At 69.4% G+C, this 24,430-nt stretch carries 24 protein-coding genes and 1 riboswitch; of the genes, 11 read left to right on the top strand and 13 right to left on the bottom strand.

Annotated elements, in window-relative coordinates; all coding sequences use genetic code 11:
• Positions 1-3 precede the first annotated feature (3 nt).
• Together FNH24_RS19530 and FNH24_RS19525 are read left to right on the top strand one after the other, a co-directional pair.
• Positions 4-1,224 (top strand): pyrophosphate--fructose-6-phosphate 1-phosphotransferase, encoded by a 1,221-nt coding sequence (locus tag FNH24_RS19530; RefSeq protein ID WP_152363864.1) that lies wholly within the window; start codon positions 4-6, stop codon positions 1,222-1,224.
• A 166-nt stretch (positions 1,225-1,390) separates the two neighbouring features.
• Positions 1,391-1,873: a pyridoxamine 5'-phosphate oxidase family protein gene (locus tag FNH24_RS19525; protein WP_152363863.1), complete on the top strand. Its 483-nt coding sequence runs from the start codon at positions 1,391-1,393 to the stop codon at positions 1,871-1,873.
• A 945-nt stretch (positions 1,874-2,818) separates the two neighbouring features.
• On the opposite strand, the gene FNH24_RS19520 is transcribed toward FNH24_RS19525, so the two are convergent.
• From FNH24_RS19520 to FNH24_RS19510, 3 genes are read right to left on the bottom strand one after another with little or no spacing between them, the layout of a single operon-like run.
• A complete protein-coding gene (locus tag FNH24_RS19520; protein WP_152363862.1) occupies positions 2,819-3,703 on the bottom strand; it encodes a phosphotransferase enzyme family protein in 885 nt (294 codons plus the stop codon).
• Between the two features lie 54 nt (positions 3,704-3,757).
• Positions 3,758-4,696, bottom strand: coding sequence for a serine hydrolase (locus tag FNH24_RS19515; protein WP_152363861.1), 939 nt, complete (start codon positions 4,694-4,696; stop codon positions 3,758-3,760).
• Positions 4,693-5,556 carry a LysR family transcriptional regulator gene (locus FNH24_RS19510; RefSeq protein WP_152363860.1) on the bottom strand — a complete coding sequence of 288 codons (864 nt, stop codon included), beginning with the start codon at positions 5,554-5,556 and terminating at the stop codon, positions 4,693-4,695. The genes FNH24_RS19515 and FNH24_RS19510 overlap by 4 nt, the downstream gene beginning before the upstream one ends.
• A 92-nt stretch (positions 5,557-5,648) precedes the next feature.
• Between FNH24_RS19510 and bla the strand changes: the two genes are divergently transcribed.
• From bla to FNH24_RS19490, 4 genes are all read left to right on the top strand, one after another.
• Entirely contained in the window at positions 5,649-6,569 is a 921-nt protein-coding gene (bla, locus tag FNH24_RS19505) for a class A beta-lactamase (protein ID WP_152363859.1), read from the top strand.
• Positions 6,570-6,658: 89 nt separating this feature from the next.
• On the top strand, positions 6,659-7,957 hold the full coding sequence (locus FNH24_RS19500; RefSeq protein ID WP_152363858.1) for an ABC transporter substrate-binding protein: 1,299 nt from the start codon (positions 6,659-6,661) through the stop codon (positions 7,955-7,957).
• A 25-nt stretch (positions 7,958-7,982) separates the two neighbouring features.
• Positions 7,983-8,864, top strand: coding sequence for a carbohydrate ABC transporter permease (locus tag FNH24_RS19495; protein WP_246186971.1), 882 nt, complete (start codon positions 7,983-7,985; stop codon positions 8,862-8,864).
• Positions 8,861-9,709 (top strand): carbohydrate ABC transporter permease, encoded by an 849-nt coding sequence (locus FNH24_RS19490; RefSeq protein ID WP_152363856.1) that lies wholly within the window; start codon positions 8,861-8,863, stop codon positions 9,707-9,709. The genes FNH24_RS19495 and FNH24_RS19490 overlap by 4 nt, the downstream gene beginning before the upstream one ends.
• A 166-nt stretch (positions 9,710-9,875) precedes the next feature.
• Here FNH24_RS19490 and FNH24_RS19485 read toward each other — a convergent pair whose 3' ends face one another.
• From FNH24_RS19485 to FNH24_RS19475, 3 genes are all read right to left on the bottom strand, one after another.
• Positions 9,876-10,979: a YhjD/YihY/BrkB family envelope integrity protein gene (locus FNH24_RS19485; RefSeq protein ID WP_152363855.1), complete on the bottom strand. Its 1,104-nt coding sequence runs from the start codon at positions 10,977-10,979 to the stop codon at positions 9,876-9,878.
• A gap of 126 nt (positions 10,980-11,105) precedes the next feature.
• Positions 11,106-12,200, bottom strand: a complete 1,095-nt coding sequence (locus FNH24_RS19480; protein WP_217428309.1) for an ArsB/NhaD family transporter — start codon at positions 12,198-12,200, stop codon at positions 11,106-11,108.
• 54 nt (positions 12,201-12,254) lie between these two features.
• Positions 12,255-12,662, bottom strand: a complete 408-nt coding sequence (locus FNH24_RS19475) for a YybH family protein (RefSeq protein ID WP_152363854.1) — start codon at positions 12,660-12,662, stop codon at positions 12,255-12,257.
• Between the two features lie 86 nt (positions 12,663-12,748).
• On the opposite strand from FNH24_RS19475, the gene FNH24_RS19470 reads away from it, so the two are divergent.
• Positions 12,749-13,033 (top strand): 4a-hydroxytetrahydrobiopterin dehydratase, encoded by a 285-nt coding sequence (locus tag FNH24_RS19470; RefSeq protein WP_152363853.1) that lies wholly within the window; start codon positions 12,749-12,751, stop codon positions 13,031-13,033.
• Between the two features lie 18 nt (positions 13,034-13,051).
• Here FNH24_RS19470 and gcvP read toward each other — a convergent pair whose 3' ends face one another.
• Positions 13,052-15,958 (bottom strand): aminomethyl-transferring glycine dehydrogenase, encoded by a 2,907-nt coding sequence (gene gcvP / locus FNH24_RS19465; RefSeq protein ID WP_152363852.1) that lies wholly within the window; start codon positions 15,956-15,958, stop codon positions 13,052-13,054.
• Positions 15,959-16,051: 93 nt separating this feature from the next.
• Positions 16,052-16,144, bottom strand: a riboswitch (glycine riboswitch).
• A 179-nt stretch (positions 16,145-16,323) separates the two neighbouring features.
• Here gcvP and FNH24_RS31540 point away from each other — a divergent pair.
• The 4 genes from FNH24_RS31540 (at position 16,324) to FNH24_RS19450 (ending at position 19,108) form a co-directional block, all read left to right on the top strand.
• Entirely contained in the window at positions 16,324-16,479 is a 156-nt protein-coding gene (locus FNH24_RS31540; protein ID WP_161606216.1) for a hypothetical protein, read from the top strand.
• Complete coding sequence (locus tag FNH24_RS19460) at positions 16,472-17,617, top strand: NAD(P)/FAD-dependent oxidoreductase (protein ID WP_161606215.1); 1,146 nt, start codon at positions 16,472-16,474, stop codon at positions 17,615-17,617. Before FNH24_RS31540 ends, FNH24_RS19460 begins: the two co-directional genes overlap by 8 nt.
• A gap of 67 nt (positions 17,618-17,684) precedes the next feature.
• A complete protein-coding gene (locus FNH24_RS19455) occupies positions 17,685-18,485 on the top strand; it encodes an LLM class flavin-dependent oxidoreductase (protein WP_152363850.1) in 801 nt (266 codons plus the stop codon).
• A 35-nt stretch (positions 18,486-18,520) separates the two neighbouring features.
• Positions 18,521-19,108: a GNAT family N-acetyltransferase gene (locus FNH24_RS19450; protein ID WP_152363849.1), complete on the top strand. Its 588-nt coding sequence runs from the start codon at positions 18,521-18,523 to the stop codon at positions 19,106-19,108.
• 1,416 nt (positions 19,109-20,524) lie between these two features.
• Here the strand turns inward: FNH24_RS19450 and FNH24_RS19445 are convergent.
• The 6 genes from FNH24_RS19445 to gcvH all read right to left on the bottom strand — a co-directional run bounded on the left by FNH24_RS19445 (position 20,525) and on the right by gcvH (position 24,426).
• On the bottom strand, positions 20,525-21,124 hold the full coding sequence (locus FNH24_RS19445; protein ID WP_425486902.1) for a MerR family transcriptional regulator: 600 nt from the start codon (positions 21,122-21,124) through the stop codon (positions 20,525-20,527).
• Between the two features lie 230 nt (positions 21,125-21,354).
• A complete protein-coding gene (locus tag FNH24_RS19440; protein ID WP_152363847.1) occupies positions 21,355-21,915 on the bottom strand; it encodes a dihydrofolate reductase family protein in 561 nt (186 codons plus the stop codon).
• Positions 21,916-22,011: 96 nt separating this feature from the next.
• On the bottom strand, positions 22,012-22,494 hold the full coding sequence (locus tag FNH24_RS19435; RefSeq protein WP_152363846.1) for a bifunctional nuclease family protein: 483 nt from the start codon (positions 22,492-22,494) through the stop codon (positions 22,012-22,014).
• Between the two features lie 81 nt (positions 22,495-22,575).
• Positions 22,576-23,370, bottom strand: coding sequence for a transcriptional regulator FtsR (ftsR, locus tag FNH24_RS19430; protein ID WP_152363845.1), 795 nt, complete (start codon positions 23,368-23,370; stop codon positions 22,576-22,578).
• Positions 23,371-23,389: 19 nt separating this feature from the next.
• Complete coding sequence (locus tag FNH24_RS19425; protein ID WP_152363844.1) at positions 23,390-23,905, bottom strand: double zinc ribbon and FHA domain-containing protein; 516 nt, start codon at positions 23,903-23,905, stop codon at positions 23,390-23,392.
• A gap of 128 nt (positions 23,906-24,033) precedes the next feature.
• Positions 24,034-24,426 carry a glycine cleavage system protein GcvH gene (gene gcvH, locus FNH24_RS19420; protein WP_152363843.1) on the bottom strand — a complete coding sequence of 131 codons (393 nt, stop codon included), beginning with the start codon at positions 24,424-24,426 and terminating at the stop codon, positions 24,034-24,036.
• Between the last annotated feature and the right edge of the window lie 4 nt (positions 24,427-24,430).

Genomic DNA, 24,430 nt, shown 5'->3' with positions numbered 1-24,430 from the left:
GCCATGGTCAAGAAGGTCGCACTGCTCACCGCCGGTGGGTTCGCCCCGTGTCTCTCGTCCGCGATCGGCGGACTGATCGAGCGCTACACCGAGCTCGCCCCCGAGGTCGAGATCATCGCCTACCGGCACGGCTATCAGGGCCTGCTCGCCGGCGATTCGATCACCGTCACGCCGGAGATCCGGGCCAAGGCGGCGCTGCTGCACTCCTACGGCGGCTCCCCGATCGGCAACTCGCGGGTGAAGCTGACCAACGCGGCCGACCTGGTCAAGCGCGGCCTGGTCGCCGAGGGCGTGGACCCGCTGCAGGCGGCGGCCGAGCGGCTGACCTCCGACGGCGTGGACGTCCTGCACACCATCGGCGGCGACGACACCAACACCACCGCGGCCGATCTTGCGGCCTACCTGGCCAAGCACGACTACCCGCTGACCGTCGTCGGGCTGCCGAAGACGATCGACAACGACGTGGTGCCGATCAAACAGTCTCTGGGTGCCTGGACTGCGGCCGAGCAAGGCTCCCGCTTCGCCCAGAACATCGTCGGCGAGCACAACTCCGGCTCCCGGATGTTGATCGTGCACGAGGTGATGGGCCGGCACTGCGGCTGGCTCACCGCCGCCACCGCGCAGGCGTACCGGGACTGGCTGGACATCCGCGACTGGCTGCCCGAGATCGGTTTGAGCCGGGAAGCCTGGGACGTGCACGCCGTGTACGTACCGGAGGCCGTGATCGATCTCGACGCCGAGTCCAAGCGGCTGCAGACGATCATGGACGAGGTCGGCAACGTGACGATCTTCCTCTCCGAGGGTGCCGGTCTGGACTCGATCGTCGCCGAGCTGGAACGCTCCGGCGAGGAGGTCGAGCGGGATCCGTTCGGGCACGTCCGGATCGACATGATCAACCCGGGTGCCTGGTTCGCCGACAAGTTCGCCGAGCGGATCGGCGCGGAGAAGGTGATGGTGCAGAAGTCCGGCTACTTCTCCCGTTCCGCCGCCGCCAACGACCGCGACCTCGACTTGATCAAGTCGATGACCGACCTCGCCGTCGACAGCGCACTGCGCGGTGAGCCTGGCGTGATCGGGCACGACGAGGAACAGGGCGACGAACTGCGGGCGATCGAGTTCACCCGGATCAAGGGCGGCAAGCCGTTCGACATCACCCAGCCGTGGTTCGGCGACCTGCTCGCCGGCATCGGCCAGGGGGCCCCGGTCGCGGCCGCCGCCCACTGACCGGCAACGTTCCCGCGGGAACGCTTCGGCGGCCGCCACCAGGTTGATCGGCGCATTCGGGGCTCGCGGTTGCGCTGCTGTCGAATCGGACGGCGCGCCGTTCGTCTCAGGAGCAGGGCACCCTCCAATCGGGAGGGCTTGAGCCCTGACCCTGAGGAGAACCGCCGTGCTCCCCCACGAAGCATCTAGCCCGACCCCGCGCGACCTGGCCGGGCGGCAGGCCGCCGCTCACCGGCGGCTCGAATCCGGCCATCAGCTGTGGCTGGCCACCGGCAGCGACGGTCTGGGCGCACACCTGATCCCGGTGGCCTTCGTCTGGGACGGATCGGCGCTGATCACCGCGACCTTCGCGCACAGCAGGACCGTCCACAACGTCCGCGCTCACCCGCGGGCCAGGGTCGCCGTCGGCACCACAGCGGACGTGATCATGATCGACACCAGTTCTTCGTTGATCGACGTCGCCGAGCTCGATGCCAAGATCACCGAGCGGTATGCCGTCGTCTCGACCGACCCGCGCAACGCTCCTGAGGGCACCTTCGTCTATCTCCGCCTGCAACCTCGGCGGATCCAGGTCTGGAACGGCCTGCACGAGTTCGCCGGCCGGACGGTCATGGCCGGCGGCCGCTGGTTGGACGCACCGATCGACTGACGCCTGAACCTGACCAGGCCGCTTACCTTCGACAGTCCCGGCCTGGATCCATCGATGATCTTGGAGCCGTGGCCGTGCCCAGGGTTGGGGAAGGCGGTCGCTGGTTTCGTTCCTGAGCTTGTCGAAGGGCGGGCCGGGAGGTGCCCTCGCCTGGGGTTTCGGCCGTACGGCCGGACAAGACGCGCCAAGGACGGGCGGGATTTGCGGTCGGCCGGGGATCGCGGCCGACGACCGGTTATGCGCTGGGGTTCTCGATCGCACTCGAGTGGACGCTTTGGCCGCGGATCTGCGCCTGGAAGCTGGCCGAACAGTCCACTCGACGCACGTCGGCGGGTGAGGCGGGTTTCGCGGCAGCCGCGGTCGAGGTGTCGTTCCGGAGGGGTTCAGCCCGGCGGTAGCGGGGGCAGGGTTGGCCGTTGGTCGTGTAGCGGCAACCGGCCGGTCCAGCAGCCATCGAATGTGACCATTTCCACCGGGGTTCGCAGATTTCGGGTGGATAAGGTCACTCTCGACGCGAGGCTTGGCACCCACTGGCCGAAGCTGGTGCGCCCGATCGGTGGATCCAGGCTGAGCCTGTCGCCGCTTGTTCGTTCCCTGAGCCTGTCGAAGGGCAGGCCGGATGGTGCCCCTGTCGGGTTTCGGCCTGACGGCCGGAAAGACGCGCCAAGGAGCGGGCGGGTCATGGCGGTTCGTCGCGTCAGTCGGCCGGGCGTCGGTGTCGGGCGGCGAAAGCGCCGGCTGGGCATCCACTGTGACGTTTCCCGCCCCGTTCCGTGCCGATCGAGCCGGGAAACGTCACATTCGATGACCCCGGCTACAGCGCAACCGGCACCCGGCCGGAAGTTCCCAGGAACGCCGCAACCCGCCCGTCCTTGGCGCGTCTTTTCCCTCGGCGCGCACCGAGCGGACTTGTCCGGCCGACCTGGAGCGGGCCTCCGGTCGACCTCAAAGGCTGATCCGCGCAAGGGATTCGAAGGCGTCGAACTTCGCTCGTTCGTCGGCCGGGTCGATCCGGTGGCCGAGCCGCGCGATCCGCCGGAAGAACGCGATGTCACGACGGAGGCGCTCTCGGATGATCGGGATCAGATCGGCCGATGAGTCCACCTGGCCGCCCGACTGCCGGTAGGCCGAGAGGAACTCCGTAGCCCGGTCCAATCGCAGCGCATCGCCGCGGTCGGACTTCCCAAACTCCCAGGTCGACCAGGCCAGCTCGATGATCACCCGGCCGAATCGGACGTCGTCCCAGTCGATCAAGCCGACGATGCTGCCGTCGCGGCACAGCAGGTTGCGCCAGAAGAAGTCCCCGTGCGACCAACCAACGGAGGCGTCCGCGACGGGCGCGTCGCGCCAGTGCCGGAACCAGTCGTCCAAGCCGCTGTCCGGAAGCAGCGCTGCCGCCGCCTCGGCGTTGTCCTCGCCCGGGATGTCCGGATCGCTCACGTCGGCGGCGACCGGCGCCCGATGCAGCCGAGCCAGCAGCCGGGCCGCCTCCTTGATCAGGTCCGGGTCACGCCGATCGAGTTCGGCACCGTCGACGAACGGCCAGAGGGTCACCGGGCGGCCGGCCCACTCGAAGGCCATCGCCTGCTCTGAATCCCTCAGCGGGGACACGACCTCCGGCAGGACGCGCGCGAGTCGATCGGCGGCGGTGCAGGCCCGGTGCACGTGATCAAGACCGTAGTGGCGCGCGATCCGCAGCAGGACGGGCGGATCCGAGTCGAGTCGCCACAGCGATGACCCGCTCACCCCCGCAGCGATCGATCGGGCCCGGCCGCGGACGCCGTACCGATCAGCGACGGCTCGCAACAACCCCTCCGGGAGAGCGTCCATGCCCGCACGGTACGCGCGATCGTCGAAAAGATCACAGGCTCCCGCGGCCTCTGATCATCGCTCGGCGAGCAGCGCGTCGACGGCGGTGCGGGCGGCCTGGGCGATCGCCCACTCGGCCTCGGGCTGCTCGAAAGCGGGGATCGAGGAGCTGGTCAGGGCGGCGACGGCCAGGCGTTCACCGGCGCCGGTCTCGACGACGCCGACCTCATGGCGCAGGTTGAGCAACGTGCCGGTCTTGGACCGGACGGAGGTCAGGTCCGAGATCAGGTCGGCGGCGAGCCGGTGCTGCCGGAGCTGGTGCGAGAGGGCCTCCCGGAGCAGGGCCGTGGCGCCGGGCGTCGCAACGGAATCGGCCCAGATCCGTTCCAGCAGGTCGATCAGGGCCCGCGCGCTGCCGGCGTTGGCGCGGTGCGGATCCAGCTGTGCGACGGCATGACCGCCACCGCGGGTGTTGGCGCGGACGGTCAGCTCCAGCGCCAGCTGACGATCATCGCCGACCAGCTCGGCCAGGGCCTGGTTGAGCTCGCGGATCGGGTGCCGGACGGTGATCCCGGCACAGCCCCACTCCCTCAGCCGGCGGGTGATCAACTCCGGCGGCAGCCGGTCGAACAGCGCGTCGGCCGCCGCGTTGTCGCTGACCGACAACGACTGCATGATCAGATCGCCGACGGCGATCCGGGCCGGATGGCGAAACAGGGAGATCCCACTCGGCCCGGCGGTGGCGGTCGCCGGGTCGAGGTCGATCGGCTCGGCCGGGTCCAACCGGCCGGTGACGATCTCGTCGAAGGCGACCAGGGCGAGCGGGAGTTTGATCACCGAGGCCAGTGGAAACAGGCGGTCCGGCCCGAAGCCGAGCTCGTGCCCGGTGCCGAGGTCGCGGGCCCAGAAGCCGCCGCCCAACCCGGTCCGGCGCCAATCCCGCTCGACGTCGCGGGCCGCGTCGTGCAACCCGGCCGTGCTGCCCGAGACGTCGTCGGTGTCCGATTCGGTCATCCGTCCGCGCCCAGTCCGCGGCGCAACCGGTCCATGATCAACTCCAGCGCGTCGGGCTCGATCCGGCCAGGCCGGCTACGGGCCAGATAGCCGCGCAACAAGGGCAGTCCGGCGATCGGCTGCCAGGACAGGCCGTGGCGTTCCGCCTCCGGCCGTGGGCAGACCAGGCAGTCGCCGAGCTCGTACACGCGGGTCAGCACCTCGGTCCGCGGCAACCCGACCGCCACCTGATCGGCGCGCAGCCCGTGCGCGTACGCGGCCCGGAGCAGCGGGTCGCGGACGGCCGGAGTGTCGTCCTCGTCATCGAGGTGCAGCGTCGGGCCCGATCGGTCCCGCTGCCGCCCGGTCCGCCGCAGCCGGTCCAGCCGGAACTCCCGGCCGGCCGGGTCGGCCGTGCCGACGCCGAGCCGGATCGACAGCTCGGCGTGGTCGGGCGCCTGGGGCAACAACGCCAGATCCGCCTCCCCCGCCCGCAGCGCCCGGTCCCGTTCCACCGCCGGCAACTCGAGGAAGCGGGTCGGCCGACCGGCCAGCCCACGCCGGACCGCAGCCAGGGTGCGCGGGTCCACGCCGGCCGGCAGTGCGATCACCAGCTCGGCGGTCTCTTCCCGGGCCAGCGACTCGATCCGTTCCAGCCGGGTCACCACCTCGCGGGCGTACGGCAGCATCCGCGATCCGACGTCGGTCAACTCGACCGATCGTGACGTACGAGCGAGCAGGGACACCCCGAGCTGCCGCTCCAGCCCGGCCAGCCGGCGGCTGATCACCGGCTGCGGCACCGCGCAGAGCTCCGCGCCGCGGGTGAAGCTCCGCTGATCCGCCACGGCGACGAACGCCCGCAGCCCGGCAGCCAGATCCATGGCCAACACCCTAACCAGCCATGCCGAATCCGCATGAATCCCCACGAATGCGTCTTGGACATCGATCGGCTCCGGCAGCGAGGCTCGACGGCATGACGCAACCCGCTCACCCCCTGCCCGCCCACCTGTCCCGCCGCACGCTGATCGCGGGCGCCGCCGGGCTGGGCCTCGCCCTCACCCTGCCGGCGGCCCGGGCTGCCGCGACGGACAAGATCACCGAGCTCGAGCGGCGGCACGACATCACCATCGGCCTGTACGCCCGCAACCTCGAGACCGGGGCGACGCTCGGCCACCGGACCGAGGAACGCTTCCCGCACTGCTCGGTGTTCAAGGCCCTGGCCGTGGCCACGCTGCTGGACGACCGGCGGCCGCACCAGCGCGGCATCCTCGAGCGCGGCGTCCACTACGCGCCGAAGAGCCTGGTCGACTACTCCCCGTTCATGCAGGAGTGCCTCGATCGCGGCATCACTCCGACCGGTGCCGACGTATGCAAGGCGACCCTGCAGCTCAGCGACAACGGGGCCGGCAACTGGGTGCTGTCCGTGATCGACGGGCCGGCCGGCGCCACCCGCTTCGTCCGGCGGCTCGGCGATCGAGTGACCCGGATGGACCGCTGGGAGACCGAGCTGAACAGTGCCGTGCCCGGCGATCCGCGCGACACCAGCTCGCCCCGGGCGATCGCCGACACCTTCACCCGGCTGATCATCGGCAACGCGTTGCGGCCGGCCGAGCGGCGGCGACTGACCACCTGGATGCTGGGCAACCAGACCAGCGACGACCGGTTTCGCGCCGGGCTGCCCGAGGGGTGGCGGCTGGCCGACAAGACCGGCGGCGGCGCGTACGGCGTCTCCAACGATGTGGGCATCGCCTGGACCGACCGGAACGTGCCGGTGGTGATCGCCGCGTTCACCCGTTCCGACCGGGAGGACGCCCCGACGACCGACCCGGCCGTGGTCGCCGAACTGGCCCGGATCAGCGCGGCCACGGTGGTGTCCGACGTCACGATCAGATAGCCGAACGCCAGAACTGGGCATGGCCGCACACCCCGCGGGTTGGAAATGCTGGTGCGGTGGAGGCATCCCAGAGGCGGGGTCCGGGTGGCGTGACCCGGCGGCGCGTGCTCGCCGGTCTCGGTGCGACGGCCTTGGCGCCGCTCGGCGCGACGGGCTGTACGCCACCCTCCACCGCCGACTCCGACGCCGACCTCGAGGTGTGGACGTTCGCCGAGACGCATGCCGGCTGGTTCGAGTCGATGGCTGCCGAGTTCGAGCAGCAGACGGGGCTGCGGGTAGCGGTCACACTGATCCCGGGCAGTTCGATCTTCGAGCAGTTGTTGATCAACCTCAAGGCCGGCGGGATCAACACTCCCGACCTCTGCGACATCGAGCAGGGCCAGTTCGGCAGCTTTCTGATCGGCCGGTCGGTGCCGTTCGTCGATCTTGGTCCGAAGCTCCGCGAGGGCGGTTACGTTGATCAACTCGTCGAGGCCCGGCAGGCGCTCTACAGCTGGCAGGACGGCGTCTACGGGGTCGAGCACGCCCTGACTCCGGTGACCCTGTTCTATCTGCGCGAACCGTGGGAGCGGGCCGGGCTCGACCCGGCCACCCTGACCACCTGGGACGACTTCGCCGAGGCGGTCACGACCGAGTTCCCGCCGGAAGTGCGGGCCTTCCCGATCCCCGGCCACGACATCGTGCTGCGGCAGCGCGGCGGCGACTACTTCGATGCCGACGGGCGGGTGATGCTCGACAGCGACCTGTCCGTCGACACGATGGAATGGCTGCTCGGCCTGGAGGACAGGCGGGTGGCGTCGCAACCGCCGGGCTGGGTCACCGACGGCGCGACTCCGGCGCTGTGGGCCGAGCTCCGCGCCGGCCACCTGACCTGCCTGGTCGCGCCGGACTGGTACGCGGGGACGATCGCCGGCCAGGCCGACGACCTGATCGGCGCCTGGGGTGCCTGTCCCCTGCCCGCGTTCGAACGCGGTGGGCGCCGGGCAAGCTGCTCCGGCGGCACCGGGCTGACCATCCTCGGCACCAGCCAACGCCAGGCCGAGGCCTGGCGGTTCCTCGAGCTCGCGATGCTGCGGATCCCGTCGGTCGTCGCCCGCTACAAGGCGATCAACCTCTATCCGCCGTTCATCCCGGCCTGGGACGACCCGGGCATGCACGACCCGATCGACTTCTTCGCCGGGCAGGACATCGGTGCCCTCTATTCCGAGGTCGGGCCCGAGGTGCCGCCGCAGTATCAGAGCCCGTTCCGGCCGCAGCTGGTGTCGCAGGAGCTCGAGCCGCGCCAGCTCGACATCTATCAGCGCCGAGCCTCCGCCCGCGCCGTGTTCACCGAGGTGTCCGACGTGATCCGGGCCCGACAGCAGCGGGGTGGCAGCGTTGGCCGCTGAACGATCACGACGACGTCGCCGCAGCGTGAAGCCGCGCTGGGCCCCGTACCTCTTCATCGCCCCATTCTTCATCCTGTTCGGCGTCTTCTTCGGCCTGCCGACGCTGCGCTCGTTGCAGTTGAGCTTCTACACCGAACGCGGAGTCGACACGTCGGCCACCTTCGCCGGCCTGGACAACTACCGCACCCTGCTGGCCGATCCGAACTTCGCCAAGAGCCTGGTCAACACGTCCTACTACGCGCTCGGCAGCTTGTTGATCATCGTGCCGCTGTCCCTGTCGCTTGCCCTGCTGCTGCGGACGAAGGGGCTGCTGCTGCGGGAATTCTTCCGGCTGTCACTGTTCCTGCCCAACGCGATCTCCGGCATCGTCGTCGCGATCGTCTTCCGGCTGGTCTTCGATGCTGAGTACGGCGTCCTCAACAACTGGCTGCTGGCGCCGCTCGGGCTGCCGAAGCTGGCCTGGCTGGCCGACCCGAACTTGATCATGCCGAGCATCATCCTGCTCGGCGTCTGGCAGTTCGCCGGGCTGAATGCGATCTATTTCATGGTCGGCCTGCAGAACCAGGACCCGGGGATCCACGAGGCGGCAGAGGTGGACGGGGCGAACGCCTGGCAGCGGTTCCGGCACATCACGTTGCCGCTGCTGCGTCCGACGACGGTCTTCGTCACCACGTTCGCGATCATCGGTTCCTACCAGTTGTTCGCCCAGCCGGTGGCGCTGGTCGGTGACGGCGGTGGCGCCAACCGGGCCGGGCTGACGATGACGATGTATCTCTACCAGACCGCCTTCACCAATCTCGATCTTGGTTACGGCGCGGCGATCGGCTACGCGATCACGGTGATCATCGTCGTGCTGAGCCTGATCCAGATGTGGATCCAGGGGTTCTTCCGGAAGGAGTCGGCGTGATCGACGACCTGATCGTTCGCCGCTGGACGCCGGCCCGGATCGCGGCCCATCTGATCTTGCTCGTCGCGGTCGGGCTGACCGTGCTGCCGTACCTCTATCTGGCGTTCGGCTCGATCAAGACCCAGGGTGAGATCTTCACGGTTCCGGTCAAGCTGTGGCCCGACGCGGTGACCTGGGAGCACTACCAACGGTTGTTCAGCGACGAGATCATCCCGTTCGCCCAACAGGTCGGCAACAGTTTCGTGATCGCGACCCTGACCACCCTGCTGGTGGTCGCGGTGTCGGCGTCGGTCGGCTGGGGCTTCGCCAAATACGAGTTCCCGCTGCGCAACGTGCTGTTCGTGATCTTGCTGGCCACGCTGACCCTGCCGGTGCAGGTGGCGCTGGTGCCGCTGTTCACGATGATGGTGTCGCTGAACTGGCTGGACACCTTCCAGGGCGTCGTGCTGCCGAGCGGGGCCAGTGCCTTCGGGGCGTTCCTGATGCGACAGTCAATGCTCTCGGTGCCGGACGAGATGGTGCAGGCGGCCCGGATCGACGGCGCCTCGGAGTTCCGGATCTTCCTCACCATGGGCGTGCCGCTGGTCCGCGGCGCTGTCTCCGTGCTCGCCGTGCTGACCTTTCTCGCGTCCTGGAACGACTTCCTCTGGCCGTCCATCGTGCTGCGCAGCCCGGAACGACAGACCTACCCCGTCGGGCTGGCCAACCTGGTCGGCTTCTACACCACGGAGTACGGCATGATCCTGGCCGGCTCGTTCCTGGTCACGGTGCCGATCATCGTCGTCTTCGTCGCGGGCCGGAAACACATCCTCGACAACCTGACCATGGGCTCGGTCCGCGGCTAGTCGCGAGCCGGTCGCCGGGAGCAACCCGGCAGCTGCCGGTCCGTTCCCTGAGCTTGTCGAAGGGCAGACCAGACCACGCCGATTCCCTGCGGTTTCGGCCTGACCGCCAGGTGAGCGGCGCGTTCTGGTCTGCCCTTCGACAGGCTCAGGGAACGAATCGGAACGGTCAGTCGTGCTCTGCGGTGATCTTCTCCCGGCGCTTGGCCAGGCGGCCGGCGATGGCGGCGATGATCGCGCCGAGGCCGACGCCGGTCGCGGCTCCGGTGACGTACCCGGCGCCCATGCCGACCCGGACCGAACGGACGGCTACCTCCTGCGGGACGAGGACCGGCTCCGGCTCGGCCGGCTCCGGGGTCAGGGCGAACCGGGTCCGCTCCTCCACCTCGATTTCCGGCACCGCCGGCTGATGGGCGGTTGCGATCCAGGCCGCGATGAACAGGATCAGCCGGGCGAACAGGTTGAAGAACAGCATCAGCGCGATCACCGGACCGAACAGCGCGGCGGCCGAGTTGCCGGCGAAGATGCCGACCAGGAAGCTGGTCAGATACTGCAGCAGACCCAAACCGATCGAGCCGATCAGGGCGCCCCGACGGACCGTGCGCCAGGGGAACCGGGATTCCGGCAGCACGGTGTAGAGATACATGAACAGCACCCAGCCGGCACCGACCGAGATGATCACCGGCACCAGCGACAGGACCGGCCGGAGCCAGGGCAGGTCGTCCAGCCCGAGCCAGCCGATCACCGTGCCACTCAGCGCCGTCGACAGGCTGGCCAACGAGAAGGTCAGCGCGATCAGGATCAGCAGACCCACCAAGATCAACAGGTTGATGCCGATCTTGGCCAGGAAGTTTTCCTTCTTCTCGGCGTAGTCGAAGTTCTCCCGCAGCTGCCCCTGTACGGCCTGCTTCAGGTTGCCGATCCAGCCGGACCCGGAATACATGGCCGAGGCCAGGCCGATGATCCCGACGGTGGCCCAGCCCTTGAGGAAGCCGGTGATCATGTCGGCGATCTTGTCGCCGCTGTCCCCGCCGGTGCTTCCGATCGCGCTGGTCGCCGCTTGGACCACCGTGTCCATCAGGTCTTCCCGGGTGGACAGCACGAAGCCGGTGATCGCGAACGCGAACATCAGGATCGGCACCAGGGCCAGCACCGAGAAGTACGTGATCGCGGCGCCGAACTGATCACCGAGCCGGGTCGAATACCGTTCGGCGGCTCGCAGCAGATGGGCGATGCCCGGCCGTTGCTTCAGCCGCTCGATCCATTCCTTCATCGATCCTCCTCTCCGACCCCGAACTCACGTGGTTCAACCGCACGCAGTGACCTCACCGGGTCAGGTTAGTGCCGCCACCCCGGGGCAGCGACGACCGCGTCCGCGTGCCTCCGTACGATCTCATCCCTACCCCGTCTGCAGGCTGAGCAAACCGACTCCGACCAGCAGCAGGACGGAAACGAGCAGCAGACCGCGGAGGGCGAAGTCGCGCCAGGAGATCCGGACCCCGGCCGCCCGGCAGCGTCCGGCCCAGAGCAGGGTGGCCAGGCTGGCCCAGGGGGTGATCAGCGGCCCGGCGTTGACCCCGATCAGCAGCGCGGTCGTCCGGGCCAGCGAGTCGGCGACCGGCTCCAACGCCAGATAGGCGGGCAGGTTGTTGATCAGGTTTGCGGCGACGGCGCCGAGGACGGTGAGCCGGGTCAACTCCGGCCACCCGTGACCGGCCCCGCTGAGCTGGCTCAGCAGCGCCGGCAGACCATGATCATGGGCCAGCTGGACCAGCAGGAAGAGCACCGTCACCCCGATCAGCAACCGCCACGGCACCAGATGCCCCGAGCGCAGCGCGGCCAGCACCAGCTCCCGTCGCCGGACGATGGTCGCGATCAGCAACACCGCCGCCCCGGCCACCGCCACTGCGTACACCGGAGCGCCGGCGACGATCGCCGGGCCGATCGCGACGCAGACCAGGAAGGCCAGGACCAACAAGGGTCGGTCGGGGATCCGGTGTCGCGGCGGAAGATCGTACCGGCCGCGGAGAGAGCGCCGGAACATGTTCATCAGCAGGGCGACCGTGGCCAGCACCAGCGCGGTCGCGACCGGCCAGGTGAAGGCGGCGAACCCGCGCGCGGTCAGTTCCAGCCGCTGCATGGCCAGCAGGTTGGTCAGGTTCGACGACGGCAGGAACAGCGAGGCGGTGTTGGCCAGCCAGACCGTCGTGTACGCGAACAGCAGCCGGTCGGCCCCGACCCGTCGAGCCAGGGCCACCGCCACCGGCGTCACCAGCACCGCGGTCGTGTCCAACGACAGCACGGCCGTGATCAACACCGCGGCGGCGGTGATCAACAACCACAGCGCGAGCACCGAGCCGCGCCCCAGCCGGGCGGCCAGATCGGCGATCCGGCCGAACAGGCCGATCCGGTCCGACAGCTCCGCGAGCACGGTCATCCCGACCAGGAAGACCAGGATCGGGACGACCCGCTCCGCCAATCCGATCAGGTCCACGCGCAGACCGTAACCCGCCGGACCGACACCGATCGCGGCCGGGTCGGGTCCGGTTCAGCCGGTCTGGGTGAACGAGTGGTGCTCGTGCAGCACCACCCACCGGTCACCCTCGCGGCGCAGGCCGAACGAGATCCGCAGCCGCTTGCCCGGCTCCCGGGTCAACTCCTCCGGCGTGCCGCAGCGCAACAGCGCCCAGGCGAACGCGACGTCTCCCCCGGCGACCACCTCGATCTCCTCGGGGTCGAAGCTGGCGCCGGTCCGCTGCCAGTCGAAGAACGCCGGCCAGATCTCGCGATACTCGGCCATCCCGCGGACCCCCCGCTCCGGCGGCGGCACGTCGAACATGACGATCCCGTCCCCGCGCCCGGCCACCGTCGCGTCCAGATCGCCGGCGTGGACGGCCTCGGCCCAGCTCCGGATCGACTCCCGGATCGCCTGCTCGTCGGTCGATTCCTGCGTCATCGCGTTCCTCCTCGTCATCCCGGCCCGGTCGGTCCGGCGGTCGTACGTCCCTTGACAGTCTCCGACCACCGGTCTTGGCTGGCATCATGACCCGACTGCTCACCGACGAAGAAGTTCATCGCCAGCTCGCCGACCTCGCCGACTGGTCGAGGGTGGAGGGAGAACCGGCGATCCGGGCCACCATCGAACGGGACGACTTCGTCGCCGCCCTGGAGTTCGTCAACCAGGTCGGCGATCTGGCCGAAGCCGCGGGGCACCACCCGGACATCGACATCCGCTGGAACAAGGTCACCCTGACCCTGTCCACCCACTCCGAAGGCGGCCTGACCCAGCTCGACTTCGAACTCGCCCACCAGATCGCCGCCCTCTGATCATGGGCCGCTAGCGCGTCAGTCCTCTTCGAACGCCTCGGGCGGCGGGCAGGAGCAGACCAGGTTGCGGTCGCCGTAGCCGCCGTCGATCCGGGCCACCGGCGGCCAGTACTTGTCGCCGACGCCGGCGCCGATCGGTCCGGTCTTGATCCCGGCCGGGAAGGCGGCCGCCCGCCGCGAGTACGGATGCGACCACTCGTCGGCGGTGACCGCGGCCTGGGTGTGCGGCGCGTTGACCAGCGGATTGTCGTCCGCCGGCCACTCCCCCGCTTCGACCCGGCCGATCTCGGCCCGGATGTCGATCATGGCCTGGCAGAAGCGATCCAGCTCGGCCAGGTCCTCCGACTCGGTCGGCTCGACCATCAGCGTGCCGGCGACGGGGAAGCTCATCGTCGGCGCATGGAAGCCGTAGTCGATCAAGCGCTTGGCCACGTCATCCACGGTGATCTTGCTGGTCTTGGTCAGCGGGCGCAGGTCGATGATGCATTCGTGCGCGACGAGTCCGCCGCGACCGGTGTAGAGGACGGGGAAATGATCACGGAGTCGTACGGCCACATAGTTAGCGGCCAGCAAGGCGTGCTGGGTGGCCGAGGTCAGGCCGTCGGTGCCCATCATCGCGATGTAGGCATAGCTGATCGGCAGGATCCCGGCCGAACCGTACGGCGCGGCCGAGATCGGCCCGATGCCGTGATCACCGCCGAGACCGTCGGCCAGCGGATGGGTCGGCAGGTGCGGCACCAGGTGTGCGCCGACACCGATCGGTCCGACGCCGGGACCGCCGCCACCATGCGGGATGCAGAACGTCTTGTGCAGATTCAGATGGCTGACGTCGGCACCGAACTTCCCGGGCCGGGCCAGGCCGAGCAGCGCGTTCAGGTTGGCGCCGTCGACGTAGACCTGGCCGCCGGCCTCGTGCACCAGGGCACACAGCTCCGCGATGCCCTCCTCGAACACCCCGTGGGTGGAGGGATAGGTGACCATGATCGCCGCCAGTTGATCACGATGCTTGTCGATCTTGGCCCGCAGGTCGTCCAGGTCGACCGAGCCGTCCTCACCCGAGCCGACCACGACCACCTTCATCCCGGCCATCGCGGCCGAGGCCGCGTTGGTGCCGTGGGCCGAGGACGGGATCAGACAGATCCGGCGATCATGATCACCGCGGGCGACGTGATAGGAGCGGATCGCGAGCAGCCCGGCCAGCTCGCCCTGGCTGCCGGCGTTCGGCTGCACCGAGACCTTGGCGTAGCCGGTGATCTCGGCCAGCCACTGCTCCAGTTCGGTGATCAAGGTCGCGTACCCCTGCGCGTCGGCGACCGGCGCGAACGGGTGCAGGTTGGCGAAGCCGGGCAGCGAGATCGGCTCCATCTCGGCGGTCGCGTTCAGTTTCATGGTGCAGGAGCCGAGCGGGATCATCCCGCGGTCGAGCGCGAAGTCACGGTCCGCCAGCGCCCGCAGGTAGCGCAGCATCGCGGTCTCGCTGTGATGGGTCCGAAACACCGGATGGGTCAGGAAGTCGCTGGTCCGATCACTGCCGGCCAGCCGGGCCGCGGCCCGGTCCCGGGTCTGGTGCTGATCATCGGCACCGAACGCTTTCCGGACCGCCAGCAGGGCTGCGGTATCAGCGTCCTCACCGATCGAGATGCCGACATGATCATGGTCAACGATGCGGAGGTGCACCCCGAGATCACGAGCCCGGGCGACGAGCCGTTCCGCTCGGCCCGGAGCCCGGACCAACAGCGTGTCGAAGAAGTCGGCGTGCACGACCTCGTGGCCCGCCCGCTCGAGATCATCGGCCAGCGCCGCCGCGTTGCCGTGGATGGTCCGGGCGATCGCGGCGAGCCCGCCGGGCCCGTGGTAGACCGCGTACATCCCGGCGACGACGGCCAGCAACACCTGGGCGGTGCAGATGTTGGAGGTCGCCTTCTCCCGCCGGATGTGCTGCTCCCGGGTCTGCAACGCCAGCCGGTACGCGGCCGCTCCGGCGGCATCCTTGGACAACCCGACCAGGCGCCCGGGCAGCTGGCGTTCCAGACCGGACCGGACCGCCATGAAGCCGGCGTGCGGCCCGCCGTAGAACAGCGGCACTCCGAATCGTTGGCTGGAGCCGACGGCGATGTCCGCGCCCCACTCCCCGGGCGGGGTGATCAAGGTCAGCGCGAGCAGGTCGCAGGCCGCGATCACCTGCGCCCCGGCCGCATGCGCGGTCTCGGCCAACTCCCGCAGCTCGGCGGTCGAGGCCAGTCGACCGGAGGCACCCGGCGTCTGCACCACGACGGCGAACGGATCGGTGCCGGCGATCGCCCGACCAAGATCACCGTCGGCGACGATCACCTCGATCCCCAGTGCCTCGGCCCTGGTCCGGACCACGCCGACGGTCTGCGGCAGCGTGTCGGCGTCCAGCAGCAGGGTCGAGCCCGTCTTGTTGGTGCGCCGGGCCAGGGTCATCGCCTCGGCGACCGCCGTACCCTCGTCGAGCAGGCTGGCGCCGGCGGTCTGCAGGCCGGTCAGCTCGGCGACCGCAGTCTGGAAGTTGATCAACGCTTCGAGCCGGCCCTGGCTGATCTCGGGCTGGTAGGGCGTGTAGGCGGTGTACCAGGCCGGGTCCTCGAGCACGTTGCGCCGGATCACCGGCGGGGTGATCGTGCCGTGGTAGCCGAGGCCGATCATCGCGGTCAGTGGCCGGTTCCGGGCGGCGAGGTGACGCAACCGGGCCGCGACCTCCGCCTCACTCAAGGCCGCCGGCAGGGCCAGCGGCTGAAGCTCGCGGATCGCCTCCGGCAGCGACGCGCCGACCAGGGCTTCGAGGCTCGGCTGGCCGATCGCCGCGAGCATGGTCGCGGTCTCCGCCTCGTCCGGCCCGATGTGCCGGTCGCGGAACGCCCGAGGCTGATCGGCGAGGCCGGCCGGGGTGCTGTGATCGATCATGACCGCCATTGATGGGGCTCTTTCTCCGTCGGGTGGTGCGCCGGGCTGACCCGATGCACTCCCCCTCTGTCGCCCCTCCGGCTCCAGAGTCGCCAACACAATGCAGTCTGGGTGCCTGAGAGGTTCCGGGGAGGTTGCCCCTTCGGCGCCGACCCGGTCAGGGTCGGACTCTCCTGCATTGCTGTTGCGGCAAGCCCAGCCTAGTGGCTTCGGCTCGGTCCGTGAAACGGCCACGCCGAAGCGAGATCTTCCACGATCAGGAAATAGATGTTCAGAATCGGGCATGATTCATTGCCGCCCGCTCACGTTCGGCCGTAGAGTCCGCGCAACACCACCCTGCCGACTGGAATGTGGGAAGGCGCGCGATGACGACCTCACTCGATGACCTGCGACTCCGAGACTTCGTCCCGCGTTCGATGCTGGTCGCGGCCGAGCATCCTCCGACCCGACCGGCGACGGCGATCGTCGACGCCCGGGCATTGTTGCCGGTCCTGGCCGGGCGGGGTGTCGGCGATGCCTGATCTGGTGATCATCGGAGGCGGCATCGTCGGCTCCAGCGCCGCCTACCAGGCGGTGGGCGCCGGTGCCGACGTCGTGCTGGTCGATGCCGGGCATCCCGGCCGGGCCACCGACGCCGGGGCCGGCATCGTTTCGCCGGTCGGCCTCGATCGCACCGAGCCGGCCTGGACCGGCCTGATCGCCGAGGCGGTCGCGTACTACCACCGGCTGCTGGCCGAACTCGACCACCAGGGGCCGTGGCCGGGGCCGCCGATCTTCCGCGTCGTCGGCCAGATCGTGCTCGCCGACGGCGACGCCGAGCTCGCGTGGCTGAGCGAGATCGAGGCCCGGGTCGCCTCGGCCGAATCGCGCCGGCGGCTCGGGCTGACCGGCCCCACCTCACGGCTGGCCGGATCGGAGCTGCGCGAGCACTGGCCCGAATTGCGCTCCGATCTGAGCGGACTGTTCATCCCGGACGTCGGTCGGGTGAACGGCCGGCAGCTCGCCCAGCGCCTGCGCACCGCCGCCGAACGCCGGGTCGCGCAGGGCACCGGCCGGCTGGCGATGATCACCGGCGAGGCCGTCGTCCAGTCGGGCGGATCGGGTATCACGGTCCGGGTCGGTGCCGAGTTGATCAAGGCCGGTGCGGCCCTGCTCGCCGCCGGGGCCTGGCTGGGAGCCGACCCGGCCGCCCTCGGCATCGGCCCGATGATCAAGCCCGACAAGGGCCAGATCGTCCATCTCAGCGTGCCCGGCGCCGGCACCACGACGCGGCCCGTGCTCAACACCCGTTCGGCCGGCTATTTCCTCGGCTTCGACGATCGGGTCGTCGTCGGCGCGACCCACGAGGACGCCGGATTCTCCGCGACGGTGACCGCGGGCGGTCAGCTGACGGTGCTGTCCCGCGCGCTCGGCTTCGCGCCCGGCCTCGCTGCGGCGCCGCTGATCGAGACCCGGGCCGGGCTCCGACCGGTGAGCCAGGACGGCATGCCGCTGGTCGGTCCGACCGCCCTGCCCGGCGTCTGGCTGGCCAACGGCCTGGCGGCCTGGGGCCTCACCCTCGGCCCGCTGCTCGGCGGGGTCGCCGCCCGGCAGGCTTTGGGCGACCCGGTGGACGACCGGTTCCGGTTCCTCGATCCGACCCGGAGGCCGTCCGGCTGAACCGGTCGGATCCGCGTTGTCGGTGCCGGGTGATCTGCTGGCGGTACGACGACGAACGGAGGCCACGATGAGGTCCGGACTCGCCATTTCGCCGATCGGTCCGTGGGGCGAGCCGCAGCGGATCGCCGAGCTGGCCGCGCTGGCCGAGGACAGCGGCTGGGACGGGATCTTCTGCGAGGAGTACCTGATCCGCTCCGACGGGATGGAGGCGCACGACGTCTGGCTCACCCTGGCCCTGGTGGCGCAGGCGACCAGTCGGGTCACGCTGGGCACGATGGTCACCCCGCTGGCCTGGCGACAACCGTGGACGGTCGCCGCGCAGGCGGTGACGCTGGACCGCATCTCCGGCGGCCGGTGTGTGCTCGGCGTCGGCAGCGGTGACGGCGACGTGGAGAGCCGGCTCAGCGAGATCAACCGCACTCCCGGCCAGCTGGCCGAGACGCTGGATCGCCGGCTGGCAGTGATCGACCGGCTCTGGTCCGGCCGAAACGGGCCGATCCTCAACCCGGGTCCGGTGCAGCGGCCGCGGATCCCGGTCTGGGTCGGCGGAGCCATCACCCGGCCGGGGCCGCGGTCCCGGGCTCTGCGCTGGGACGGCTCCTGCCTCTACCGGCTGCCACCACCCGATTGGCAGGACGTCACGGCCGAGGATGTCGCATCGCTGCGATCCGATGCCGACGCGGCCGGCAAGCCCGATTTCACCATCTGCGTCGGAGGCCGGCAACGGGCCGACGACCGCGCTGCTGATCTCCGCTATCTCGCCGGGCTCGAGGCGGCCGGCGCCGACTGGTGGACCGAGTACGTCCCGCCGACGCTGTCGTACTCGGAGGCGAGGGCGCTGATCAAGGGAGGTCCGCTGCGGCCCTGAGCCGACCGCGGCAGAATGCCATCAGGGAGGGCACCATGGCTGACCGAACGACCGTGCCGTACACGGTCCGTGCGCTGGATGCGTCGACCTGGGACGCCTTCGCCGAGCTCGTCGAACGCAACGGCGGAGTCATGGGCGGCTGCTGGTGCCAGAACAATCACCGCCAGCCCGGCCTCAACACGCCGGAGGAGAAGCGGGCGGCCAAGGAGGAGCGCGTCCGCACGGGCCGAGCCCACGCGGCCCTCGTGTTCGACGCCGACGACCGGGCCCAGGGCTGGGCCCAGTTCGGCAGTCCGGAGGAACTGCCGGCACTCACCCACCGCCGGGCCTACGACCTGGATCCACCACCAACCGCCGACTGGCGCATCATCTGCATCTTCGTCGACAAGCGGCACCGCCACCAGGGCGTCGCCCGGGCTGCTCTCGAAGGGGCGCTGGACCTGATCGCGCGCAGCGGCGGAGGCCGGATCGAGGCCGTCTCCCAGACGACCACCGGCCGAAAGGCGCCGAGCGGCTTCCTGTTCTCGGCGACCGTCGAACTCTTCGAACAGAACGGGTTCGAACGATTCCGCCAGGTCGGCAAGCACTCCTGGATCGTCGGGCGCGTCCTCGATCCGAGTTAGTGTCGTGCGTCCTCAATTCCTTGACAGATGGCGGCAGGTTGGACCGGCCGACCGGATCGGTCGTCCTGCCGGGGAAGTCGGGATGGTCAGCGGTCTCGAGGATCCCCAACTCGATCAGCCCCCGACAGCACGGCAACCTCGCAATCGCTGACCTCGGCGCCGCAGCCGGTGGAGGAACGAGGCATCCGCCGTTAACGGCCACCGTCACAAATCGGGGGCGCAACCCGGTCTCCCCTGGCGATTTTCGGTCCCGCGGCGCGTTGCGCCCCCGATTCGTGCCAGTGCGTCAGCCCGCCCCAGCTCAGCCCACTGCCGCCACCGACCACAACCCCACCAAGATCGCGATTGATCAGCCGAACCCCGCTGCGCACATAGGCGAGGACCCCGGTCCGAGACGAACACTCGGCAGCGCTCAGCGGAATCGCGTTCACCGAGATCGCCCACCGCAGGGCATCGAGTGGACAGTTTGGCCAGCTCCCAGGCGAATATCCGCGCCCAAAGTGACCACTCGAAGAGGTGTACCCAACCCCAGCGCCAGATCCGGCGGCCGGCCGCGACTCCCACCGCCCGCTCCCCCGCCCTTTTGGCGCGTCCTTCCGGCCGACAGGCCGAAACCCCAGGGAGCCGCACGGACCCGGCTTGCCCTTCGACGAGCTCAGGGAACGACCTTCGCTGCCGGTCAGGTCCTCCGGGACCTTCGCTGCCGGTCAAGTCCCCCCGGGACCTTCGCTGCCGGTCAAGTCCCCCCGGGACCTTGGCTGCCGGTCAAGTCCTCCGGGACCATCGCTGCCGGTCAAGTTCTCCGGGAGCTTCTTGGCGCCAAAGTGGGGGCGGGTTCGGGTGCCGGTTGGCTCCGAGTCCGCCCGCTCGCGTTGCTCCGGGCGTCGAGCCGGCGAGGTCCGAGGCCGAGATTGCGTCGAGGGTGACCTTTTCCACCTGAGAACGTCGGATCCGCGTGGATAAGGACACACTCGGCGGCTGCCGTGCGTCGAGTGGACAGTTTGGTCAGCTCGCAGGCGAAGATCCGCACCCAAAGTGACCACTCGAGGGGGTGCATCCAACCCCAGCGCCAAATCCGGCGGCCGGCCGCGACTCCCGCCGACCGCACCAACCCCTCCGCCATTGGGGCGTCCTTTCCGGCCGACAAACCCCCAGAGAGCCGCACCGGCCGGCTTGCCCTTCGACAAGGTCAGGGAACGACCATCGCTGCTGGTCGAGTCCTCGGGGACCTTCTCGGCGCCAAAAGTGGGGCGAGTTCGATAGCCGGTCGGTTCCAGGCCCACCCGCTCGCGTTCTGCAGCCGGCATCGAGTCGGCAAGATCCGCGGCCGAGCTTGCGTCGACTGTGACCGCCCGGAAACGCGAAACGCGACCGGCGGACCGGTCGCGTTCGGCGATGAAGACTGGAAGGGAGGGATCAGCTGACGGCGCGGGCCTGCCGACGGCGGGACAGTTCGTCGTTGGCGGACGGGGTCGCCTGCGGCTCCTCTTCCTCGGCCCGTTCGGCCGGAAGGGAGGAAAGGGTGCCCTCGATGTCGCGCCAGACCCCGCCCAGGGCGATGCCGAAGACGCCTTGGCCGCCGCGGAGCAGGTCGATCACCTCGTCGTCGGAGGTGCACTCGAAGACGCTGACGCCGTCGCTCATCAGGGTGACCTCGGTCAGGTCGTCGACGCCGCGGGCTCGCAGGTGCTCGATCGCGGTCCGGATCTGGTTCAGCGAGATCCCGGCATCGAGCAGCCGCTTGATCACCTTCAGCAGCAGGATGTCGCGGAAGCTGTACAGCCGCTGGCTGCCGGAGCCCTTGGCGCCACGGACCTCGGGCGTGACCAGCCCGGTCCGTGCCCAGTAGTCCAGCTGCCGGTAGGTGATCCCGGCGGCGTTGCAGGCGACCGGGCCACGGAAGCCCAGATCGGCCGGCAACGGCGAGAAGTCACCGTCGAAGAGCAGTTCCTGCAGCTCGCCGGGCCGCGCCTCGATCTCGGCCTTGGGTGCCTTGTGCTGCTCGGTTGTGCTCACGTCTGCCTCCGGGTGCCAGTCAGCTGGGGAAGTCGGTCCCGATCCCCCGTGATCGTTCGTTTCGCGTGATCGATTCCGCTGTAATCCCATACCTGAGGGTGAATCTCAGGAGTGGTATTACTCCGATGAATCTACGGGCCGACTCCTTCGAGGGTCAACGACACGCCGATAGGCCGACCGAATGGCGGCCAGGCCTCAAGATCAGCCTGAGAGTTCCCGCCGGGTGCGGGTCAGCGCCGGTAAACCTGCATCACGATGCCCGATCTGAACGACTTGACCTCGGCCAGCTTCAGCCCGCGGAGGGACACGCCCTCGGGCACCAGGGTACGGCCGCGGCTGGTGAGCACCGGGAACACGAACAGCCGATACTCGTCCACCAGGTCGGCCCGGATCAGTTCGTGCACCACGCTGATACTGCCGGTCACCCCCACTTCGCCGCCCGACCCCTGAGCCTTGAGCGCGGCCACCTCGTCCACCAGTGGCCCGCGCAGCACGGTGCTGTTGGACCAGTCGGGATCGGTCAGGGTGGACGACATGACGTACTTCTGCACCCGGTTCAGGTGGTCGGTGTTACCAGTGGCGTCATCGGTCTGCTTCGGCCAGTATCCGCGGAAGTCCTCGAACGTCTGCCGGCCCAGCAGCAGCGCTTCCTCCCGCTTCATCTGGTCCTGCATGACGGCAATCAGGTCGTCGGCGTCATCCTGTTGGTCGGGATGGAACCAGGGTTCGACGAACTCGATCACCCCGTTCAGGGTGATGTTCTGAGCAACGACAAGTTTGCGGTCCGACATGGGAGCCTCCAGCGGGAACGGACAGTTCCAGGGGTAGACCCGGCCGGACCGCGAAAGTCATCGGGCGCCGACCGTCTCGTTCGGCGACCGATCAGGTCAAGGCTGCTTCGGGCCCTCACCGGTGACGAAGTCGTCCGGGTTGACCTGATCGAGGAACTCGCGGAACTTCTCCACCTCGTCCTCTTCGGCCTCCGGCCATTCGATCCCGGCCTCGTCCAGCACCTCTTCGGCGCAGTAGATGTCGCAGCCGATCCGCACCGCCAGCGCGACCGAATCGGAGGGGCGGGCGCTGATTTCGACACCGTCGATCAGCAGCACGGCGTAGTACGTACCGTCGTCGACCTCGGTGATCTGGACCTCGGTCAGCCGGTGGTTCAGGGCCTCCAGCACGTTCACCATCAGGTCATGGGTCATCGGCCGCGGCGGCTCCAGACCTTCCTGGGCGCTGGCGATCGCCGAGGCCTCGCTCGCGCCGATGAAGATCGGCAGCGCGCGCGTACCACCGACCTCCCGCAAGAGCAGGATCGGTTGATTCGACGGCATCTCCACCCGGACCCCGACGACCTCGAGTTCACGCATGACTCCACACTACTTCTCCGGCCAGTGACCCTAAATACCCGTCGGCATCTTGGCCGCCCGGCGAGTCGCCCGAAGGGTCGGTCAGCGCTGTTCCATGGCGGTCCGGACCAGGGCGGCGTGGAAGCTGATCACCAGTTGGGTGATCTCCCGGGAGACCTCGGTGTTGCCGCCGCCGCGCCGCACGTGCGGGGCGATCGCCTGTTCGACCAGGCCGACCTCGCGGTCGACCGACATCTTGAAGGCGCGCAGGTGCCGGGTGTCGATGCCGAACTCCGACATCCGCCGGGCCGCGATCGCGATGGTCAGTGCGTCCCGGCCGTAGTGGGCGGTGCCGCGCCGCGGCTGCACGATCAGCATCTTCTCCAGCTCGCCCAGCGCCGGCTCGGTCAGCCCACTGGCCTCGAGCAGCTGAGCCCGGGTGAGCCGGATCGCCGACCGCTGCTGTTCCTGCTGCTGCGCGGCCGGGTTGGGCGCGGCGCCCGGTCGGGGGGCCGGCCGGGATTCGGCGGCCGGCGTCTGGTTCGGCAGGGTCGCGATCGGTGGCGGCGGTTTGCCCTGGTCCAGCTGATCCAGGTGCTCCCGGATCACCTTCAGCGGCAAGTAGTGATCCCGCTGCACCGACAGGATGTAGCGCAGCCGGTCGATGTCGCGTTGGGCATAGCGGCGATAGCCGGAGGACGGCGACCGGACCGGTGAGATCAACCCCTCGCTCTCCAGGAACCTGATCTTGGAGATGGAGATGTCGGGAAACTCGGCCCGGAGCACCGTCAGGGCCTGGCCGATGCTGCGCAGCCGTTGACCGTCGCCCGATCCCCCGGCTCGGTGGAGGGCGCGAGCTTCCGGTGTCCTGATCTCGGGCTGCGGTTCGTCCGCCATCGATCCCGTAACGGCCGGCTTAGGCCGTTTCCTGCCCACCGGTGAAGAAGACCAGCCGGAACTTGCCGATCTGCACCTCGTCACCCTGGGCCAGCAGTTTCTCCTCGACCAGTTCCCGGTTCACGTAGGTGCCGTTGAGGCTGCCCAGGTCCTTGACGGTCGTGCCCTCCGGCGACCGGTTGAAGACCGCGTGCCGCCGGGAGACGGAGATGTCGTCGAGGAAGATGTCGGAGTCCTGATGCCGGCCGGCGGTGACGACATCGGTGTTCAGCAGATACCGGCTGCCGGCGTTGGAGCCGCGCCGGACGACCAGCAGTGCGGAGCCCTGCGGCAGCGCGTTGACCGCGGCCTCGTCCTCCGCCGTCAGCGACTCGGGGTCACGCTCGTCCATCGTCGCGGCCGGCATCGTCCGCGTCGTATCGGAAGCGGACTCGCGATCCACCGGTGCGGTCACGGTGTTCAACGGGGTACCGCACTGGCCACAGAAGTTGCTCCCCTCGGGGTTGTCGTGGCCACAGTTGGTGCAGTACGGCATGCAGTCCTCAATCGGCTCGGGCGGCGCGTTCCCTGAGCGGTACTCAAGGAGTGATGGAGAGTTTAGGGCACGACACAGCGGATACAACTCTCATCCACACCGGTCGGCCGCAGTTCCGTTTGTCGGGTTCAGTCGCCCCGCTCGGTCAGCTCGGCGTAACCGTCGGAGTCGAGCAGGTCGTCGAGGTCGTTGTCCGAGTCGACCTCGACCTCGAACAGCCAGCCGTCGCCGTACGGATCGGAGTTCAGCAGCTCCGGCGTCGCGTCCAGCGCGTCGTTGATCGCGGTCACCGATCCGCTCACCGGGGCGAACACGTCGGACACGCTCTTCGTCGAATCCAGCTCACCGCAGGCATCGCCGGCGGCCACCGTGGTGCCCACCTCCGGCAGCGACACGTAGACGATGTCGCCCAGTTGCTCGGCGGCGTAGTCGGTGATCCCGACCCGGACCGTCGACGCGTTGCCGGTACGCACCCACTCGTGCTCGGCGCTGTATTTCAGGTCCTCCGGGAAGGTCGGCATTACG

The organism is Microlunatus speluncae (genome assembly GCF_009299835.1).
GTDB classification, from domain to species: Bacteria; Actinomycetota; Actinomycetes; order Propionibacteriales; family Propionibacteriaceae; genus Microlunatus; species Microlunatus speluncae.
This window is presented reverse-complemented; position numbering and strand designations above follow the sequence as displayed.

Coding starts and splice junctions, on each gene's coding strand:
- ftsR (WP_152363845.1), bottom strand. CDS start 23,370: ATGGCGGACGAACCGCAGCCCGAGATCAGGACACCGGAAGCTCGCGCC.
- FNH24_RS31540 (WP_161606216.1), top strand. CDS start 16,324: ATGACGACCTCACTCGATGACCTGCGACTCCGAGACTTCGTCCCGCGT.
- FNH24_RS19510 (WP_152363860.1), bottom strand. CDS start 5,556: ATGGATCTGGCTGCCGGGCTGCGGGCGTTCGTCGCCGTGGCGGATCAG.
- FNH24_RS19470 (WP_152363853.1), top strand. CDS start 12,749: ATGACCCGACTGCTCACCGACGAAGAAGTTCATCGCCAGCTCGCCGAC.
- FNH24_RS19435 (WP_152363846.1), bottom strand. CDS start 22,494: ATGCGTGAACTCGAGGTCGTCGGGGTCCGGGTGGAGATGCCGTCGAAT.
- FNH24_RS19475 (WP_152363854.1), bottom strand. CDS start 12,662: ATGACGCAGGAATCGACCGACGAGCAGGCGATCCGGGAGTCGATCCGG.
- gcvP (WP_152363852.1), bottom strand. CDS start 15,958: ATGATCGATCACAGCACCCCGGCCGGCCTCGCCGATCAGCCTCGGGCG.
- FNH24_RS19450 (WP_152363849.1), top strand. CDS start 18,521: ATGGCTGACCGAACGACCGTGCCGTACACGGTCCGTGCGCTGGATGCG.
- gcvH (WP_152363843.1), bottom strand. CDS start 24,426: ATGCCGACCTTCCCGGAGGACCTGAAATACAGCGCCGAGCACGAGTGG.
- FNH24_RS19515 (WP_152363861.1), bottom strand. CDS start 4,696: ATGACCGAATCGGACACCGACGACGTCTCGGGCAGCACGGCCGGGTTG.
- FNH24_RS19455 (WP_152363850.1), top strand. CDS start 17,685: ATGAGGTCCGGACTCGCCATTTCGCCGATCGGTCCGTGGGGCGAGCCG.
- FNH24_RS19520 (WP_152363862.1), bottom strand. CDS start 3,703: ATGGACGCTCTCCCGGAGGGGTTGTTGCGAGCCGTCGCTGATCGGTAC.
- FNH24_RS19485 (WP_152363855.1), bottom strand. CDS start 10,979: ATGAAGGAATGGATCGAGCGGCTGAAGCAACGGCCGGGCATCGCCCAT.
- FNH24_RS19530 (WP_152363864.1), top strand. CDS start 4: ATGGTCAAGAAGGTCGCACTGCTCACCGCCGGTGGGTTCGCCCCGTGT.
- FNH24_RS19425 (WP_152363844.1), bottom strand. CDS start 23,905: ATGCCGTACTGCACCAACTGTGGCCACGACAACCCCGAGGGGAGCAAC.
- FNH24_RS19460 (WP_161606215.1), top strand. CDS start 16,472: ATGCCTGATCTGGTGATCATCGGAGGCGGCATCGTCGGCTCCAGCGCC.
- bla (WP_152363859.1), top strand. CDS start 5,649: ATGACGCAACCCGCTCACCCCCTGCCCGCCCACCTGTCCCGCCGCACG.
- FNH24_RS19440 (WP_152363847.1), bottom strand. CDS start 21,915: ATGTCGGACCGCAAACTTGTCGTTGCTCAGAACATCACCCTGAACGGG.